Source organism: Bradyrhizobium arachidis (assembly GCF_024758505.1).
GTDB lineage: Bacteria > Pseudomonadota > Alphaproteobacteria > Rhizobiales > Xanthobacteraceae > Bradyrhizobium > Bradyrhizobium manausense_C.
This window is the reverse complement of sequence record NZ_CP077970.1, coordinates 6,933,416-6,950,843: the sequence shown is the minus strand read 5'-3', so window position 1 is coordinate 6,950,843 and position 17,428 is coordinate 6,933,416. Positions and strand designations below refer to the sequence as shown.

The following is a 17,428-nucleotide window of genomic DNA, read 5'->3' as shown; positions in this document are numbered from 1 at the left end:
ACCCTCCTATCCCGTACGATCAGGCGGTAATCCATGAATGCCTTGGGAGAGGCCGACAGAATCGCGTTGGAATCGGGTGCTGATTGACAGGGCGCATCAAAAGCATCGGCAAGGGCCAAAATCGAAGAGAAGGTCCTTCTCTAGCCGCTGCCTATGTCCGGATGTCGACAGATCTACAGAAATACTCCACCGAAAATCAACTCCACACGATACGTCGCTATGCCGAGCAACGGGGCTTCACGATTGTGCGTGTCTTTGAAGATTCTGGTCGTAGCGGTTTAAGAATAGACGGTCGTGACGGATTGCAATCTCTCATGCTGGAAGTGCAATCCGGCACGGCCGGCTTTCAAGCCATCTTAGTCTACGACGTCAGCCGCTGGGGACGATTTCAGGATGCGGACGAAGGTGCATACCACGAGCACATTTGCTCTCGGGCAGGGATACGTGTTCATTATTGCGGCGAACAGTTTGACAATGACGGCAGTATCGGTTCGATCCTCCTCAAGAACGTCAAACGGGTCATGGCTGGTGAATACAGCCGCGAGCTATCGGTCAAGGTCTTTGCCGGCCAATGCCGTCTCATCGAACACGGCTTTCGCCAGGGCGGTCCGGCTGGATTTGGCTTGCGACGCCTCTTAATCGATGAGGGTCGAAATCCCAAGGGTGAACTCGGCCGCGGCGATCGAAAGAGCCTCCAAACCGACCGCGTCGTCCTTACTCCTGGCCCGCCCGACGAAATCGAGCACGTTCACAGCATCTATTCGATGTTCGTCGAAGGGGGTAAGTCGGAGCGCGAAATCGCACTCGCGTTAAACCAGCGGGGCATCATGAGCGACCTTGGTCGTCCATGGACTCGGGCATCAATCCATCAGATTCTGACGAACGAGAAATATATCGGCAACAACATCTTCAATCGCGTTTCTTACAAGTTGAAGCAACGACGCGTAGTCAATCAGCGCGACACCTGGGTTCGAGCGGATGGTGCCTTTCCCTCAATTGTCGACCGCGCTCTATTTGAGCGAGCCAGACTTATTATAGACCAACGTCACAATCATTATTCCGATGAGGAATTGCTCGCTCTTCTTCAAGCCGTGCTTGCAGAGGAGGGCTCCCTGTCAGGCCTCATTATCGACGAGCGGGATGGTATGCCCTCATCAAGTCTATACCGGCACCGCTTCGGCAGCCTTTTGAGAGCTTACAGCCTTATAGGCTACACGCCCGACCGTGACTACAAATTCATCGAAATCAACCGGCACATACGCGAGTCCTTCCCTGGACTACTAGCCGAAATTGTAGCGGGCCTCGAAAACGCGGGCGGATCCGTCGCCTGTGACCCCATAACTCATCTCCTTCTGGTCAATCATGAATTTACCGCATCGATCGTGCTCGCGCGGTCTTTCGAGACCCGGACCGGTGCGCTTCGATGGCAAATTCGGTTTGACACGGGTCTTGCGCCGGACGTCACGATTGCCGTTCGCCTGGATCGCTCGAACGAACAGCCTCTCGACTACTACATTCTTCCAAGTATCGACATGAATACGGGCCGGATTCGGATGGCGGAAGACAACGTACTTTCGCTGGACGCTTACCGATTCGAATCGCTCGACTTTCTCTATTCGATGGCAGCCCAAACGTCATTTTTGGAGGCGGTATGAGTAAATCCAAGTCGAGAGGACCGAAACATGTAAAGTCCATCCCGATTGACCAGATTCGCTTTCTAAATCCGAGAGTCCGCAATCGTCGCAATTTTCAGGAGATCGTGCAGAGCATCGCCAATGTCGGGCTCAAGCGTCCGGTCACGGTTAGCCCACGAAAGAGCGATGCGGACGCAGCAAGCTATGATCTTGTGTGTGGCCAGGGCCGGATCGAAGCGTTCATTCAGCTCGGTCAGACAGAGATTCCGGCCATAGTCATCGAGGCCGAGGAAAGCGATTGCCTAGTTATGAGCCTGGTTGAAAATTGCGCCAGGCGTCAGCATCGAGCTATCGACCTGTTGCAGGATATCAGCACGCTCCGCGGCCGCGGCTATAGCGACCGCGAGATTGGACCGAAGATCGGCGTTAGCGTCGAATACATTCATATGATTGGCACCCTACTGGAAAAGGGTGAGGAACGGCTCGTCACGGCTGTCGAAGCAGGCATTCTTCCCCTGAATATGGCGATCGAGATTGCAAAATCGAGCGATGAGGATGTTCAGCAAGCTCTGACGCAGGCGTACACGGAAAAGAAATTACGCGGAAAGAAGCTGGTCGCAGTGCGCAGGATTATCGAGCAACGACGGCGCAGCGGCAAACACATTCATGACAGCCGGTTTGGACGGCGCGACGGCGCCAAGCGACCACTTACCGGCGAATCGATCATTCGCGTCTATCGCCAAGAGGCGGACCGCCAAAAGCTGCTCGTCAAGAAGGCCGAGGTCACACAAAGCCGATTACTGTTCATCGTCGAAGCTATGCGAGAGCTCCGCGATGATGAGAACTTTGCAAATCTGCTCAAGGCCGAGCGTCTCGACACCATGCCTGCGTTTCTGGAGCAGCGGATCGCCGATGGATTAGCGACATGAGCAAACCAGTCGATACCGGTGCCCCGAACACGATCACCCAGGCTTTTGGCTCCGATTTCGTGGTGGTGCAAATCGCCTCGATCTTGCCGGTCAAGTCGATCGAGAAAACTGCGAAATCTAGTCACAAATACCGCCAGATTGCAGCCTCTATTCGCGAAATGGGGCTAGTCGAACCGCCCGTCGTCATTCAGGACACAAGAGATCCCGGTTCCTACCTGTTGCTTGACGGCCATTTGCGGATCGAAGTGCTTCGCGACCTCGGGGAGAGTGAGGTTGAATGCCTGGTCTCGACCGACGACGAAGCGTTTACTTACAACAAGCGCATTAGCCGCCTGTCTCCGATCCAGGAGCAGAGAATGATCGCCAAAGCGATCGAGCGCAACGTCCCTAAGGATAAGATTGCTCGGGCTCTGGACATCAATGTTCGCAGCATAGCGCGTAAAGCGCAGCTGCTTGATGGAATATGCGAGGAGGTCGTCGGCCTATTAAAGGACAGGATATGTCCTCTGGCTGTCTTCGATGTTCTTCGCAAGATGAGCCCCCTGCGTCAGATCGAGGCCGCCGAACTCCTCATCAATGCCAACAATTTTTCTGTGAGTTATGCGGCAGCCATATTGGCCGGCACTCCCCAGGCCCAGTTGGTGACGCCACAGACGCCCAAACGGTTGAAGGGCATGACGGCCGAAGCTATTGCCCGCATGGAACGCGAACTCTCACGATTGCAGGAAGCGATATCTTCGATCCAAGACTCATACGGCCAGGATCACCTCCACCTCACGGTCGTGAAGGGCTATCTCCGCAAGCTGATCACCAACGACCGCGTGGCGCGTTACCTCGAGCAGTACCAGCCCGAGCTGTTTATCGAGTTTCAGAAGATCGCCGAAATGACGTCGACGCTCCCAAGCGAGGCGGCATAACGAGCGAGGGGACCCGGACCCATAAAGCGCGGGGACCGCAGGAGAAGCCGCACGCTGGGGCGGATCAATTGCGGCGATGGGGATGGCGGCGAACCCGTCTGGAGCCCATCAGGCCGGTCGAGTTTTCACTGGCCGGATAGATGAGGTGGCGTGTCAGCGTGCGGTACCGGCGCACGGTGGCAAGCTGCCGCGAGCAGTCCAGGTTATATCGTCAACTGCAGAGGCCTGGCGCGGCTTCCCGCGCGATGGACATCGCGAATTCATAGACCATCAACTCTGGTCAGCTTTGGTTTACCAGGCCCCTTAAGCTTTCTCGTCCGCCAGCATGCAATGGGGGCTGCAGATCGGGGACAAACTCCCGACAGGGAAGCGTCCGGGTCAGGCTGCAATGCGGTCTGACCCACCATCTCGGGGAATGCAATGTCTGCAAAGACAACGCCACAAAGTTCAAAACGCAAGAAATCAAAAGGAAACTCGCCGCCAGCCTTCGCCGCACCGACGTTATCGGTGGCCGCGCAAAACTTGATTAACATGGTCGCAATATCCGCGGTCTCGGGCACGGTTCTACTGGGGCTTCTTGCTGCCAAGCATTTTTGATGGGCGGCATTCGCGTATGTAAAGTTATGGAAGAAGCAGGCCAATGGCCGACTGCCGGCTAACGGTGGGTGCACAGGCGGCTTACGCACGTTGCACCAGATTCGCTTTGTTCCAAGGCCGGACACGTCGAATAGGGCACCTTTTGACCCTTAGGCGACTTCGGCCTACCGATGGAGTCCCTTGCCAGAGCAAACGGTTCAGAGCCACTGCTTCGCGTGGCAGAGAGCTGTTGCGGGGTTCGACCAGCCATTCCACCAATGCCTATTGCCGCAAGTTGGTTACGCCCGCGCGAAGCAAGCCGTCTGCGAGGTGCTCCCGATACTTCACGTCAAGGTAGGGGGTTGTAACAGTGCTGCGACAGATCAAAAGTCGCTTTGTCGGACGCCATAGCGCGGACTATCGCATATCATCAAGGATGTACGAGGCTGTTTGATGGTATGCGTCCTCATTCGGGCGATGCATAGTTACGCCATTGCGTTGGGCACGGAAGCCCATTGACAGGAGATGTCGATATGTTTTGGGCCGGCTGGCATTTACACATGCCACCACCTGCTTAAGCCCTTCGTCTACTGCCAGTGCTCCGCAGGCAGTGACCAATTGACTGAAGCGCGTTTCACTCTCCGAGCTGGGGCGAACCGCTCCGAACCTGATCAAACATGAACCGGCCCCTGCGGGGCTCTTCGGTCCATACTCGCACAATGCCACCGCCTCCATTCGTGATCCATCCGTAAGAAAGACGCTGTCGCCGTGTCCATGCGCGTGAGCAGTGCGTATTTCCGCTGAGAGATCCAATCCGTCGCGCACCTCAGTCGTTAAAGCTCGGCATGCGTCAAGCCAATGTGCTTGACCTGCGCCGGCAACGGTCGAATAGCGAGTCGTTTCTGGCATTATCTCATTGGCTTCGACCAAGCGGGTCATGATCGCGGTGAGAAACCGCGGCCAGAAGCCAAACCTCTGATACAAGGCAATGTGTTTTGTACTCTCGGCAAACGTGAAGAAGGCTAGATGCCGAGCTCCCAATGCATTCAACCGTTCGAGCACCGGCGGGATGAGAAGTCTGGCGGTCCCGTGATTCCAGGTGTCGGGGTGTGTGGAGATCGGGCCGAATATTCCCAAGCTTCCCCAGCTAGTTCCCAGGCTCGATCCGATCAACCGATCTCCCATCCATGCGCCAAAAGCCAGCGAGGGATCTGTCATCCAACGTCCGGTAACGAAGTCCCGATCCGTCCAAAACGTATCTGGCGCCATCCCAAACTGGGCCGCGAATGCACGACGCAAGATTGCGCCGGCTTCCGGCAGGTCGCTTACGTCGAGAGGTCGTATCGATATGCTCGGGGATGATTGTTCCACAGCACCCCTCTCATCGATGCCGGTCGCAGGGATGGCTCAACAGCGCCATTCCTTCGCATAATATACCTCCTGACATGGTCCAGCTACGGCCGTTCTCTCATCGCAAGCCGCTCGGGGACTCGTTGCTGCGTTGCATGAGTCCGGTTCTGATGCTGTGGACGGCTCCTCCACCGGCACGAGAGTGCCAAGGAGTGGGCGCCGTTTGAGGCTCCCACGATTCGGAGGAGCAAGCTATGCAGTCAATTTCGACAATCGGCCTGGATATCGCGAAGTCGGTCTTTCAAGTGCATGGCGTTGATGCAGCCGGCCAAGTGATCATGCGCCGCCAGTTGAGGCGCCGGCACGTCCTGGCATTTTTCCAGAAGCTGCCGCCCTGTCTGGTGGGGATCGAGGCTTGCGCGTCATCGCACTATTGGTCCCGCGAGCTGGAGATATTGGGGCATACGGTGCGATTGATGCCTCCGGCCTATGTGAAGCCTTACGTCAAGCGGCAGAAGAACGACAGCACCGATGCGGAGGCAATTTGCGAGGCGGTCACGAGACCCAACATGCGGTTCGTGCCGACCAAGACGGTCGAGCAACAGAGCTGTTTGATGCTTCACCGAGCCCGCCATCTCTTCATCCGTCAGCAGACTGCCGTGATCAACTCAATCCGCGCCTATCTCGCCGAGTTCGGGATTGTCGCCCCTGTCGGGCGCAGGGGTGTCGAGCAACTGCTGGAAGTCGTCGCCGATACAGCCGATGACCGGCTGCCCGAGGTCGCCCGTGCGTGTCTTGCTGCTCTCGGCAGTCAATTGCGGGCACTGAAGGCCCAGATCCTGGCGTTCGACCGCCGCATCATCGCCTGGCATCGATCCAGCGCGACGAGCAAACGGCTGGACGCGATCCCCGGCGTCGGGCCGGCGTTGGCAACAGCTTTGGTCGCCAGTATTGCGGATCCCAAGGCTTTCCGATCGGGACGGGACTTCTCGGCCTGGGTGGGGCTCGTGCCGAAGCAGAACTCGAGTGGGGGTAAGGACAAGCTTGGCAGTATCAGCAAACAAGGGGATCGCTATTTGCGCAGCCTGTTCACGGCTGGCGCGCTCGCCGTGATCCGCTATGCCAAGATCCATGGCACCGATCATCGGCCCTGGCTCACTCGATTGTTGGCCCGGCGCCCCACCAAGGTCGCTGCCATCGCACTCGCCAACAAACTCGCCCGGATGGCCTGGGCGATGATGGCCAGGAACGAACGTTACAAGGAACCCGTCGCTCTCGCGGCGTGAACGAAATCACGCCGGACAACCCGGTGTGACGTAACGGTTGGGAGGGCGAACAGCACGTAATGCAGTGCCGGTCGATCCGGCGATCAGGACAACCCACATGGGCCACAGCATCATCGAATGCGAGGTTTTGACCGGGACCTGATCCGCGGAGGGCATTATGGCCAGCGGTCATGTGAGCCGCACAAACAGGCCGAACACATGGCTGCTCCGACCAATGCTGCAAGTGAAGATTCTTCTTGCCAACCCGGAGCCGTCCACACATGGCCCCAAAGGCGCCCCTGCCAATCTGCTGATTGTCCGCTCCGCGCCCGAAAGCGGAATTCGCAAATTGAAAGTTATGGAACAACTGGCCTTTGGGGGGAGCAGGCCGAGTCCTCGAGAGTCCAACGCGCGCGCAAGCGCGCGACGTCCGCAATGACCTTAGAAACAGACATCAGCGCCGCCTATCGGCAAGTCCGCGAGGGGCCAATAAGCGAATTTCCGGGACATATTGACAAAGTCCATTTTGCGGCGCCGCTAGCGTGACGTCTTCGATCGCCATTCAACTGGTACGAGATGGCGCACTTTCTCGACTGCCGAAGACCAGCGCAATTCCCCCGAGTATTGCAAGCGATGATATGGAAAGGCGAAGGGAGATTGCTTCTCCGAGCACTAAGGCGCCTGCCAATGCCGTGATGACCGGAACGCTCAGTTGCACCGAGGCGCCTTGCGCAGGCGTCAGACCCGGGAGCGCCGCGTACCAGATTGTATAGCCAAGCCCGGACGCAACAGCGCCGGAAAGGATCGCACAAGCGAATCCGATGGCAGTGAGGTTCGTGCCGAACAATAGGACGCACAAAGAAGGTCCAATTGCGATTGGCACGGAGCGCAGGAAATTCCCGGCCGTCGCGCTGAGGGGATCCGTAATGCCACGGCCAAGCAGCGAGTAAGCGCCCCATGCAACGCCGGCAGCCAACATGAGACACGCGCCCGCCACTGACGGCGCCATCGCACCGGGAGCAACGAGCGCCGCCAGTCCTGCGACGGCGATTGTTAATCCGAACCACTGCAAAGCGGATAAGCGTTCACCGCGGACGAACCCATAGCCGACCATTGTCGTCTGAACCGCACCAAACAAAAGTAGCGATCCCGTTCCGGCCGGCAGAGAGGCATATGCAAAGGAGAACGTGAACGCATAAGCGAACAGCGCTACAGATGCGGGCCACGATCCCCCGGACGGTTCAGGCTTTCGGCGAAGCGACAGGATGAGGCACAGTACGCACGCGCCTGACGCAAGGCGTACAAGGGTAAATGTGGCCGGATCGATCGCAGCATGGGACAGGGCTAACCTGCAAAGCACTGAATTTGCCGCGAACGCAGCCATCGCCAAACCGGTCAGAGCAATTGTCCCGATCCTGATTCGAGGCTGCTTCATTCGTCAATGACCCGTCACCGGGCCATGGCGCACTTCGCCTGGGTCGGCCACGTGCTGCGACAGCGGCATCGTGTAAGTTGTCGCAGTTCCGACCACGCAATCTTCTCCGCTTGCGTTGCGGACAACGGTCTCCAGCTTGCAGATCGGCTTGTCGTCGCGGACGTGCTCGACCTTGACGCTTGCCGTAATCGTCTCTCCGACCCGGACGGCCTTGACGAAACGCCAGTTGGTTTCGAGGAACACCGTGCCCGGCCCCGGGAGATCTTCGGCAACGACGGCATTCATGAGACCGGTCGTGACCCCGCCCTGCACGATAAGCCCGCCGAAGGGCGAACTGGCCGCCAGCTCGAGGTCGTAATGGATGGGGTTCTTGTCACCCGTCATCGCCGTGAACATTTCGACATCGCGCATGCTGGTGGTGCGGCTTCGTTCCGCGCGGCGACCTGCCACGGGCCGGCCGGCCAGCGTGCGAGTCCAGGGTGAATCGGTCGACATCTTCATGCTCCTATGCTGCGTGGGACGGCTCTTGGTACAAGTTCGCGATGTGACTGGCCTCGGCCTTCATGGCAGCGCTCAGATCGGCGTGAAGCTGCTTGACCTCGTCGAGGTCCCAGATGAAGGAGGCGATCGCGTCGGTGGTGCGCAGAAGCGGCAAGGACAGCTCGTCGCGCTCGCGCTGGTAGGCCTCAAGCCCGCTTGTGCTGCCGTCGATGACTCCGCACGACAGCAATTGCGCATCGCGAAGGGCGTCCGTGATGCCGTGTGCGGTCAGGGGGTCCTTGAAATAGCCGGCATCACCGACGAGGGCCCAGCCTGCGCCCTGACATTGCCGGAGGTAGCTCCTGGCTCCCCCAAAGCTCCGCAAGCGGCCGGTCAGCGTGGCCCTGCCAATGCCGGCGCGCAGCTCGGGACAGCTCGATGCCATCACCCCGAGGAATCCGCGCATGAGATCGCCGCGAAATGTCGCGACGAATTGCGAAGCCGGAACCGCCGCAAAGACGCAGTGACCGCCGTTGGTTGGAATCACGCCGGCCGCGGCGTTTTGAGCGAAATGCCAATGCAGGCCATCGCGGTCCAGGCCTGAAAAGTAGCCGAACACAAGGCCACAGGCGTTGAAGCCTTCGACGATGACTCTTGAATTGACTGATTGTGCGACGGTCGACTGGCGGCCGTCCGCACCGACGACGATATCGGCGCGGACGGTCCTGCACGCACCGCTGCCGTCTCTCAAGGAAGCGCCGATCACCCGGCCGTTCGATGCAAATTGCAATTCGGACACAGCGACGCCATGGCGAACCGCCGCGCCGGCGTCGCGGGCTGCATCGACCAGCAACGGATCGAGCACGGTGCGTCGCGGCGCCAGCAGACAATCGACGCCATGCTCCGGCTTGATGTCCACCCGAACGGCCTCATCGCCATAGTGGAACGTCGTTGACCGAATCGCGGGCGTTCCCGCCGCAGCAATATCCGGCGCAAGTCCCCAGCGCGTGAGTTGCATGACCGCTGACCGCATCAGGGCGTGCGTCGACATCGTATCGGAGCCATAGGGCTGCCGGTCGACCACCAGCACCTTTGCACCCGACCGCGCCAGGAGGAGGGCGGTGGCTGCGCCCGCACAGCGTGCGCCGACGATGACCGCGTCATAATTTGAGTCGAGACTGTGTAGGCCGTACATGGCATTTGCTTTCAGGCAGCAGCGCGATTGAGGTTGTGGCCGAGGTGAGCGGCGAGATCCGCAGCATCGTCGTCCGCTCCGTCAATGAAGGACGATTTGCGCCGGCGCATGAAGGGCAGGCCCATTACATATATTCCCGGTGCGGGAACGATCCCGCCATCGTGACGGATGCGTCCCTTGCGATCGAGCACTGGGACGTCCAGCCAGGAGTAGTCGGGGCGATATCCTGTCGCCCAGATCACCGAACCGATGCCGGCATCGTTCAGGTCCAGGCCGATCCTGGTTTGTGACCCGACATCGGTCGGCTCAAAGCGATGCGGCGCGGGAAACTGTTGCGCGAGTCCGCTCGCGTTCACCCAATCATCGATGCTGGAGAGCAGCCGGTTCATCTTCAGATCGGCCAGCGCGCAGAGATTGGCGAGCGATCCGGAAAACTGCGCCTTGCCGTCAGCAAGGCCGACAACGCGGCCCACGAGCTCGACGCCCGCCTTGCCCAGGCTGTTGAGGTCGACGGTCACGCGCTCCGGCGTTCCGATCAGCTGGAGCGACGGCAGCCGCCGCGCCCGTTCGATGTCCTCTTCCATGGTGTCGTATCGAACGTCCATGGCGCCGATGACGTCCATCCACCACTGGATATCCCGCCCGCGGTAGGTTCGTGGCAGCCGGACGTGCTCGCCGACGCAAAGCACGACTCTGCGCCCGGCCGCCCGGATCTCCCGGGCGAGTTGAATGCCGCTTGCCGAGGCACCGACGATCATCACGCCGCCATCAGGCAGGAGACCGGGATTCCTGTATTGCAGCGGCGTCAGGCTGGCCACCCTCGCAGGCAGACCGGCGGCAAGCTGCGGGATCGAGGCAAGATTGCAGGCGCCGGTTGCTATGACGAGCTTGCGGCAGCGCCATGCACCAAGGTTGGTCTCGACCTCGTAGCCCGCCTCCTGCTGCCGCACCCGCGTGACGCGCGCTCCCGTTACGATCGGAGCGCGCGAGAGACTGGCGTACTGATGCAGGAAGCGGACGACCTCCGGCATCGTCATGAAGCCGTCCGGATCGTCGCCACTGTAGGCGTATCCCGGCAGGCGGCTTTGCCAGTTGGGCGTGAGAAGGCGAAGCGAGTCCCACCGCTCCTTCAGCCATGAGTTGGCCACCTCGCCGCGCTCGAGGACCACGTGGTCGATCGAACGCGTGCTAAGATGCCAGCTCATGGCCAATCCGGATTGGCCGGCGCCGACAATGATGGCGGTTGCAAATTTCACAGCACGCGCTCCCTTTCTCCAGCCGTTGTCCTCAGTTAGCAGTCACGAAGACGTTCGTCGGATTGGTCACGATGTCGAACACGGCCGACCGCCTCTGCGATTGAGCTACCAACGCCTTGATGTCGTCTTCGCTCGCATCTGCGCGAATGTCGAAGTGGACGCGGATGGCACCGAAGCCGTTGCGCACCTCGTCGTCGATGCCGAGAATTCCTTGAATATCCATGTCGGCCTCGAGCGAAGCCCTGACGGAATGCAGCTGTATGCCGCGGCGCTGGGCAATCGCCGCAACGCCTGCCGTGAGACAGCTCGCAAGCCCGGACAGAACGAGCTCGACCGGAGTCGGAGCACTGTCTTCGGATGCGAAGACCTGCGGGTGATCTGCCTCCACGGTGAACGTCTTGTTGCGGGACTGCTCGGCTCCGAGGCCGAAGAAACTGCCGATAGCGGAGCGGCTGTGCGTGCCATTCACCCATTCGCAGCTCGCCCGCCACTTAAACTGAGCCGCCTCAGGCGCCTGCTCGAGCGCCGTACGGGCACCTAACAGCGCATCGACGTTGACGCCATTATTGACTTTGGCGCGTGCACTCGTCGTAATAGTCATTTCGTTCTCCTTTGGTGACAAATCTGAGGTAAGGGGGTTCGTAAATCTTCTGACTCTGCTCTTGCGGGCTTTGCGCTCGCCCAATGTCAGATCGATATACGCGCCCGTGCACGAGCATGCTTGAAGCCAGCATGCGGAATTCCTTTAGATGCCGTTGATTTCTTGCTGAGGCGGTGAGACGGCAAAGGCAAAGACGATCACGCAGCGCTCTCAATCGCGTGAATACATACGGAGGAGAAATGGTTCACCCCCGAACTTCAAACCACTTGCGGCTTCGCGATGAAGTCGACCAAACCCCACGACTCTTCTCGCTTGGGTTCTTGCCGTCCGGAAGGGTGCGGTCGTCTTCGGCGTCAAGCGTAGACGCGCTTGCTTCATCGCGGACCGAAGAGCTTCGCGATTACTTTCGTCCGCGATGACGGCGGCAAGATGCGCGAGACTTTCGCGTCCCATCTCCGCAACGAGGTCGAACTTGGCAAGGTTGGCTCGGAGCGCGTTGATAGCTACATGCGCTGACGGATTAGGAGATCTCGCGTTCGACGCAACACCAGCAAAGCTTGCTGATCGACCGACTTGATCGGCACGAACCGCATCGATGGGCGTGTCACGACCTCACAGATGGCGGCTGCGTCGGCAGCATCGTTTTTCGACCGCTTGACATAGCCCTTGACATAACTCGGCGGCATCAGACGCACGGCGTGACCGAGTTGGGAGACATCACGCGCCTAATGATGAGAAGTTCCGCAGGCTTCCATGCCAACCAGGCAAGGGGGGAATCTTGCTAAAGAAGTCGATGAGCCGCTTGCGCCGCAACTGACGGCCGATGACGACTTTCCCCGCACTATCCACGCCGTGCACTTGGAACGCCGATGGTGCTAACTTGCATGTGGACGCCCCCTCCGGTTTTTCGTTGCCTCAACGATCACCTTTTTGCACATTCGGTGCCGGGAGCGGACGTCGTCCACTACATCAAAAGCTGACTTCGGCCAACGCCTCAAACAGATCAGGCCAAGACTTTCGCCTGCAAATCACGCAAATGGCAAACTTAGGATTTGGAAATGCCGGCCAAACGCAGGCCTTCAAGAAATCGATCAATGAAATCTGTATCATTGCAAAAGAACAGCTCGTTTCGGGCTATTTCGGTGTTGTAGTTAGGCTTGCGCCGCAGCAGCTCGGCAGCGGCAGCCTTTGCTTCCGTCTTATCGCCGAGTATACCTAGCGAAGCGGTCAGTGCTGCAAATGCTTGGTACGTTGCATTGCTTTGTCGAGTCGCCCGTCGGGCGAACTCAGCTGCTATGTCATACTCGCTAAGGGAAAAGTGAGTCCAAGCACGAACATGATGGAAGCTCCAAAGATGGTTGTCGCGCGGACTGAGCACGGTTGCGCGGTCAATCAGAGTCTCTGCTTCAGTCTCTCGGCCGTACCACAGCAAGTTGAATCCTTGTGCAAAATAGGCCTGTGCGAAACTTGGGTTTAGCTCTAAGGCTACATCTAGAGCCGCCAGCGCTTCGTCATTCTGATGTGTCAGGCACAGGGCTCGCCCCAGTACGCATTGGCAGAAGCAATCAAGATCATCGAGAGCCACAGCCTCCCGCGCCTGTCGCAATGCCGTTTCAAGCCGCGCCGGACGATCATTTGGGTCATCTAGAAACGCGCGTTGCAGGTTGACGTAGCTGAGAGCGCCATGTCCGCGCGCAAAGTGCGGATCTTCCGCGATCGCACGTTTAAAGTAGGATTCAGCGGAATCGAACCCTGGCGTGGTAAATCGCCAGAAGTGCCATAGGCCGCGCTGGTAGCAGTCCCAGGCACTGAGGCTCTCGGGCGCCTTGCGAGCGGCGAGCTGCTGCTCGACCTTCGACAATTCGGGTTCGATCGTTGCCGCGATCTGCCTTGCCATTTCGTCTTGAATATCAAATATGTACTCAAGCTGCAGATCGTACTTGTCTGACCACAGTTGCTGCCCGTCCGCTGCCCGCACCAGCTCCGCTGTTATCCTCACCGCATCGCGGTTCTTTCGCACGCTGCCGCGCAGCACATACTTGACGCCTAGCTGCTGGCTAATCTCTCGTGCATCCGTCGTCCGACCCCGAAATGCGATGGTCGAGTGCCGCGAGATAACTGACAGCCAACGATTCCGAGCAAGAAGACGAATAACATCTTCTGTTAAGCCATAGCTGAAGTAGTCGTTCTCTGGGTCATCCGAAATGTTGTCGAACGGCATAACCGCTATAGACAGCTTCGCAACGGCCTCAGCCCTGACGGTTTCCGAAACGACGTTGTCAAGGTTGGGCACTTCGGCAGCGACGGAAACGGTGATCGGGACACTTCCAGGACCAACACTTTTATCTTGATTAAGCTGAGTGCCCTTCCCAACTTGCTCTGGCGTTTCGCCAATCTGTACAGACCCGACGAACCGAAAGCCGCGCTTATGCACAGTTCGAATGAGCAACTGGTCGTTACCGTTGTCGCCGAGCGCTCGCCTGGCAGCGTTGATGCGGCTGCTGAGCGCAGCTTCGGAGATGACTCGACCGCGCCAGATGGTGTCAACCAGCTCATCCTTGCTGACAATGCGGTCATGGTTACGCACCAGGTGAACGATAAGATCGAAGACTTGAGGTTCAATATGAATGGATTCGCCACGCCGGCGTAGCTCTTGCTGGCTGAGATCGACCTCAAATTCGGCGAACTGGTATTTCACTACCATCTCCGGCACGATGATGCGATTTCACTTTTTCATACCGATTGCAGGCGACATGCAAGCCGAGGAACTGAGCGCTCCGAGCAGGGGCACCGGTTCGATAGAGCTGTAGAGATTTATTGACGCCTTGGCCGTCGTTCAATCCCAGTGCCTCAGGAGGGGGTGACGGGATCGCAAAATTCGTCGACGGAACTCCCAGATCTCAAACTAAAGGCTGACCTTAGAGGAGGACAAATCTCCCATCCGTCTGGGCCAAGACTTGCATTCGGATATCAGACGTTATGGAAGAAACAGGCCAAGGGCCGAGTGCCGGCTAACGTAGGGGTGCACGGCCAGCTTACGCGCGTTTGTGCCTCCAAAGGCGGACACGTCGAATAGGACGCCTTCTGGGCCATAAGAACACCTTTCGCCCAGACGCCTATTCCAGTTCAAATCGATTGGTGAGTGCGGCAACCGCTTGCTCTCGCTTCGCTATGGTTGACCCGTCTGAGCACCAGTGAGTTCGCGAAGTTGATCGCCAATCTGCAATGGATGATACGGCTTCTGGATGAAGTGAGCTCCGGAAGGCATGTCGGTGGTGTGAGGGCTGACCTGGCCGGAGGTAATCAACAAGGCGACCGGCGGCCATCGGTCTCGCACCACAGCGGCAAGTCGAAGGCCGTCCATCGATCCCGGCATCTGAATGTCGCTGAACAAAACCGTTATTGCAGGCGTGGATTCCAGAAGAGCGATCGCTTGATCGGCATCAACAGCCTCCAGGACCGAGAAGCCGAGATCGCGGATCACATCAGCCGTATTCATACGCACCAGCACGTCATCCTCAACCACCAAAACTATGTCTTTGCGCTTTGCGGATTCGGCCACTTTCGCTCCGGCATAACCGCAGCTAACCTCCGGCCGGCCTGTTCGTTCCGCAGAACTTTGATGACCGTCGCGCGTTGACTTCAGATAGTTAAGGCCAAGTTCGAGCCTGTTATGACGATTGACATCGAGGCTGAAGTCGACGCCGTCAAGCAGATTGGTGCCGTCCCGAAGATTCTTGATGTCGTCGGCAGGATGACGGGCATGGGCTTCGTTGCCATCGCCCGGGTAACGTCCCGGCAATGGGTTTGCTGCGCCGTTCGGGACAACATCAACTTCGGTCTGCGGGAGGGGGGCGAGCTGCAGGTCGAAACCACTATCTGCAACGAAATCCGGCAGCACGGCAAGACAGTCGTCATCAATGACGTGCAGTCCGACGGCGCCTTCTGCAATCACCCGACGCCGGCGATGTATGGCTTCAGGAGTTATATTTCGGCCCCGATCATCCTGAGCAATGGAATGATCTGGGGGACCCTTTGCGCGATCGACCCCCAGCCGCGCGACCTCGGCAAGCCCGAAATTCTCGGCTCCTTCCAGCTGTTGGGCGAACTGATCGCCGCCCAGCTCGAGTTCAATCAGCGCCTTGAGCAAAGTCAGGCGGACCTCAGGCTCAGCCAGGCCGACCTGCTGGACGAACGAAAAACGGCAGAGCTCCGCGAACAGTTCATCGGCGTTCTCGGCCACGACCTTCGCAATCCGCTCGCCTCCGTCGACGCGGGAATGCGATACCTGCTCAAGAATCTGGGTACCGAGAAGGCGCCGGAGATCATCCTGACGGTTCAGAAGTCGGTTCTGCGCATGGCGAGCCTTGTCGACAACATCATGGACTTCGCCAGGGGACGGCTGGGCGACGGCTTGACCATCAGCCGCGACGCCAAGCAGCCCGTGACGCCCGTCCTTGAGCAAGTGATTGCCGAACTCAAGTCGGTCTGGCCTGACGTCGCAATCGAAGCTTCAATCGACATCGAAGAGCCCGTCAACTGCGATCGCGGCAAGATGGGGCAGCTCTTCTCCAATCTTTTGGGCAACGCCATCATGTACGGAGATCAGGGAAAGCCCGTACGCGTATCTGCGAGAACGATCAATGGCGTGTTCGAGCTGGCCGTCACAAACTATGGTGCACCGATATCTGACAAAGCCATGGGCAATCTGTTCAAGCCTTATACGCGTGGCGAGCGGCCCAGTCAGCAGGGCCTGGGGCTTGGGCTCTATATTGCCTCGCAGATTGCCCAGGCGCATGGTGGCATGCTGAAGGTTTCCTCCAACGTAGAAGAGACCAGCTTCGTCTTTGAGATGCCGCAAAGCCATTAGCTCTCGGCGGGTACCATGGCCAGAGACGCCGTGCGCTGCTTCCCGCCTAGCTCTTGGCGGCTTCTTTGGTGATCGCCGCGATCGATTTTCCGGACTTGCGAACTATGCTTGCGAATTGTTCGTCCGTTAGCTTGAGGCGCCTGCGCAGAACCTTGACCTGCACTTTGTCTCTCAAGTCCAGCGCATTGCGAAAATAGGTGGGCTTGCGGCTGATCATTGTGTTTCACTCGCGAAGGGAAGGGGACGACCGCGACTGGGCGGGCGTTACACCGCCCTGGCCGCGGTGGTGACTGTCTCGCTCCTCGCGAAGATTCCGTCTCCATCAAGAAAACATGCGGTATGGATCAACGTTCCGCAGTAGCTGGAAATATCTGGGCCTTCGGTAGCCGGGCGGCCTTACCGCAGCGGCTGATGGCGGAACGTCGCCAGCTTCTTGTCACGCTGCCATAGCTCGACATCGTGTCCGCCGGCTAGCTGCCTGGCTCGCTCTCTTGCTTCGGCTTCATCCACGCCCACCAGATCATGACGGTCCACCACATGACCATCAGGGCCGACAATGAAGGTGCGATATTCGCGATCTACCACGGCTCACCTGGGCGGTTGCAGTCCGGGCGATCGCAGCCACTCGCTGACATGCGCTCCGGTCTCCGCCTGCCGAGCCTTCCTGAGCATCGCGTCGCGGACCGCGCCAGGTGCAAGCAATCTGGCTTCCTCGCGCAATCGCTTCGCCTCATCGGCGAGACTTTCTTCAAGGGACTTGATGTGCTTGAGACGGCGTCGCTGCTGCCGCATGGCGCTGCTCCCTTGTTAGAATGGGGCGGGAGCGCAACCGGCGTTCTCATCACCGATAAATGCCACGAGCCGGGCTGTGAGCGCCAATCTGTTCCAGCAGAATGCCGAGATGCTGCAGAACACCTGGC

Annotated in this window: 16 protein-coding genes and 1 pseudogene; 6 read left to right on the top strand and 11 right to left on the bottom strand. The window is 58.7% G+C overall.

Annotated features, from left to right (window positions below):
• The first annotated feature begins 83 nt into the window (after nucleotides 1-83).
• From KUF59_RS32210 to KUF59_RS32195, 4 genes are all read left to right on the top strand, one after another.
• The gene (locus KUF59_RS32210; protein ID WP_309500881.1) at nucleotides 84-1,655 is read left to right on the top strand and encodes a recombinase family protein; all 1,572 of its coding nucleotides are present in this window, start codon (nucleotides 84-86) and stop codon (nucleotides 1,653-1,655) included.
• Nucleotides 1,652-2,563 carry a plasmid partitioning protein RepB C-terminal domain-containing protein gene (locus KUF59_RS32205; protein ID WP_212462830.1) on the top strand — a complete coding sequence of 304 codons (912 nt, stop codon included), beginning with the start codon at nucleotides 1,652-1,654 and terminating at the stop codon, nucleotides 2,561-2,563. Before KUF59_RS32210 ends, KUF59_RS32205 begins: the two co-directional genes overlap by 4 nt.
• A complete protein-coding gene (locus tag KUF59_RS32200; protein WP_212462831.1) occupies nucleotides 2,560-3,480 on the top strand; it encodes a plasmid partitioning protein RepB C-terminal domain-containing protein in 921 nt (306 codons plus the stop codon). Before KUF59_RS32205 ends, KUF59_RS32200 begins: the two co-directional genes overlap by 4 nt.
• A gap of 420 nt (nucleotides 3,481-3,900) precedes the next feature.
• Nucleotides 3,901-4,077 carry a hypothetical protein gene (locus tag KUF59_RS32195; protein WP_212462832.1) on the top strand — a complete coding sequence of 59 codons (177 nt, stop codon included), beginning with the start codon at nucleotides 3,901-3,903 and terminating at the stop codon, nucleotides 4,075-4,077.
• A 396-nt stretch (nucleotides 4,078-4,473) separates the two neighbouring features.
• On the opposite strand, the gene KUF59_RS32190 is transcribed toward KUF59_RS32195, so the two are convergent.
• Complete coding sequence (locus tag KUF59_RS32190) at nucleotides 4,474-5,274, bottom strand: GNAT family N-acetyltransferase (RefSeq protein WP_212462833.1); 801 nt, start codon at nucleotides 5,272-5,274, stop codon at nucleotides 4,474-4,476.
• Between the two features lie 386 nt (nucleotides 5,275-5,660).
• Here KUF59_RS32190 and KUF59_RS32185 point away from each other — a divergent pair, with 386 nt between their 5' ends.
• The gene (locus tag KUF59_RS32185; RefSeq protein ID WP_212462834.1) at nucleotides 5,661-6,692 is read left to right on the top strand and encodes an IS110 family RNA-guided transposase; all 1,032 of its coding nucleotides are present in this window, start codon (nucleotides 5,661-5,663) and stop codon (nucleotides 6,690-6,692) included.
• A gap of 541 nt (nucleotides 6,693-7,233) precedes the next feature.
• Here the strand turns inward: KUF59_RS32185 and KUF59_RS32180 are convergent.
• The 8 genes and pseudogenes from KUF59_RS32180 to KUF59_RS32145 form a co-directional block, all read right to left on the bottom strand.
• A complete protein-coding gene (locus KUF59_RS32180; RefSeq protein ID WP_212462835.1) occupies nucleotides 7,234-8,106 on the bottom strand; it encodes a DMT family transporter in 873 nt (290 codons plus the stop codon).
• A gap of 3 nt (nucleotides 8,107-8,109) precedes the next feature.
• Nucleotides 8,110-8,607, bottom strand: a complete 498-nt coding sequence (locus tag KUF59_RS32175) for a MaoC family dehydratase (RefSeq protein ID WP_212462836.1) — start codon at nucleotides 8,605-8,607, stop codon at nucleotides 8,110-8,112.
• Between the two features lie 4 nt (nucleotides 8,608-8,611).
• Complete coding sequence (locus KUF59_RS32170) at nucleotides 8,612-9,781, bottom strand: NAD(P)/FAD-dependent oxidoreductase (protein ID WP_212462837.1); 1,170 nt, start codon at nucleotides 9,779-9,781, stop codon at nucleotides 8,612-8,614.
• A gap of 11 nt (nucleotides 9,782-9,792) precedes the next feature.
• On the bottom strand, nucleotides 9,793-11,037 hold the full coding sequence (locus tag KUF59_RS32165) for an NAD(P)-binding domain-containing protein (RefSeq protein ID WP_212462838.1): 1,245 nt from the start codon (nucleotides 11,035-11,037) through the stop codon (nucleotides 9,793-9,795).
• A 31-nt stretch (nucleotides 11,038-11,068) separates the two neighbouring features.
• Nucleotides 11,069-11,722, bottom strand: coding sequence for an OsmC family protein (locus KUF59_RS32160; RefSeq protein ID WP_258767423.1), 654 nt, complete (start codon nucleotides 11,720-11,722; stop codon nucleotides 11,069-11,071).
• A gap of 336 nt (nucleotides 11,723-12,058) precedes the next feature.
• A pseudogene (locus KUF59_RS32155) lies at nucleotides 12,059-12,496 on the bottom strand (IS110 family transposase); the annotation flags it as partial.
• 187 nt (nucleotides 12,497-12,683) lie between these two features.
• Nucleotides 12,684-14,336 carry a winged helix-turn-helix domain-containing tetratricopeptide repeat protein gene (locus KUF59_RS32150; protein ID WP_258767422.1) on the bottom strand — a complete coding sequence of 551 codons (1,653 nt, stop codon included), beginning with the start codon at nucleotides 14,334-14,336 and terminating at the stop codon, nucleotides 12,684-12,686.
• A gap of 471 nt (nucleotides 14,337-14,807) precedes the next feature.
• The gene (locus KUF59_RS32145; RefSeq protein WP_258767421.1) at nucleotides 14,808-15,200 is read right to left on the bottom strand and encodes a response regulator; all 393 of its coding nucleotides are present in this window, start codon (nucleotides 15,198-15,200) and stop codon (nucleotides 14,808-14,810) included.
• Between the two features lie 111 nt (nucleotides 15,201-15,311).
• Here KUF59_RS32145 and KUF59_RS32140 point away from each other — a divergent pair, with 111 nt between their 5' ends.
• Nucleotides 15,312-16,508 carry a GAF domain-containing sensor histidine kinase gene (locus tag KUF59_RS32140; protein ID WP_212462842.1) on the top strand — a complete coding sequence of 399 codons (1,197 nt, stop codon included), beginning with the start codon at nucleotides 15,312-15,314 and terminating at the stop codon, nucleotides 16,506-16,508.
• Between the two features lie 46 nt (nucleotides 16,509-16,554).
• Here KUF59_RS32140 and KUF59_RS32135 read toward each other — a convergent pair whose 3' ends face one another.
• Both KUF59_RS32135 and KUF59_RS32130 read right to left on the bottom strand, forming a co-directional pair.
• The gene (locus KUF59_RS32135; protein WP_212462843.1) at nucleotides 16,555-16,725 is read right to left on the bottom strand and encodes a DUF3606 domain-containing protein; all 171 of its coding nucleotides are present in this window, start codon (nucleotides 16,723-16,725) and stop codon (nucleotides 16,555-16,557) included.
• Nucleotides 16,726-16,904: 179 nt separating this feature from the next.
• A complete protein-coding gene (locus KUF59_RS32130) occupies nucleotides 16,905-17,093 on the bottom strand; it encodes a hypothetical protein (RefSeq protein ID WP_212462844.1) in 189 nt (62 codons plus the stop codon).
• Between the last annotated feature and the right edge of the window lie 335 nt (nucleotides 17,094-17,428).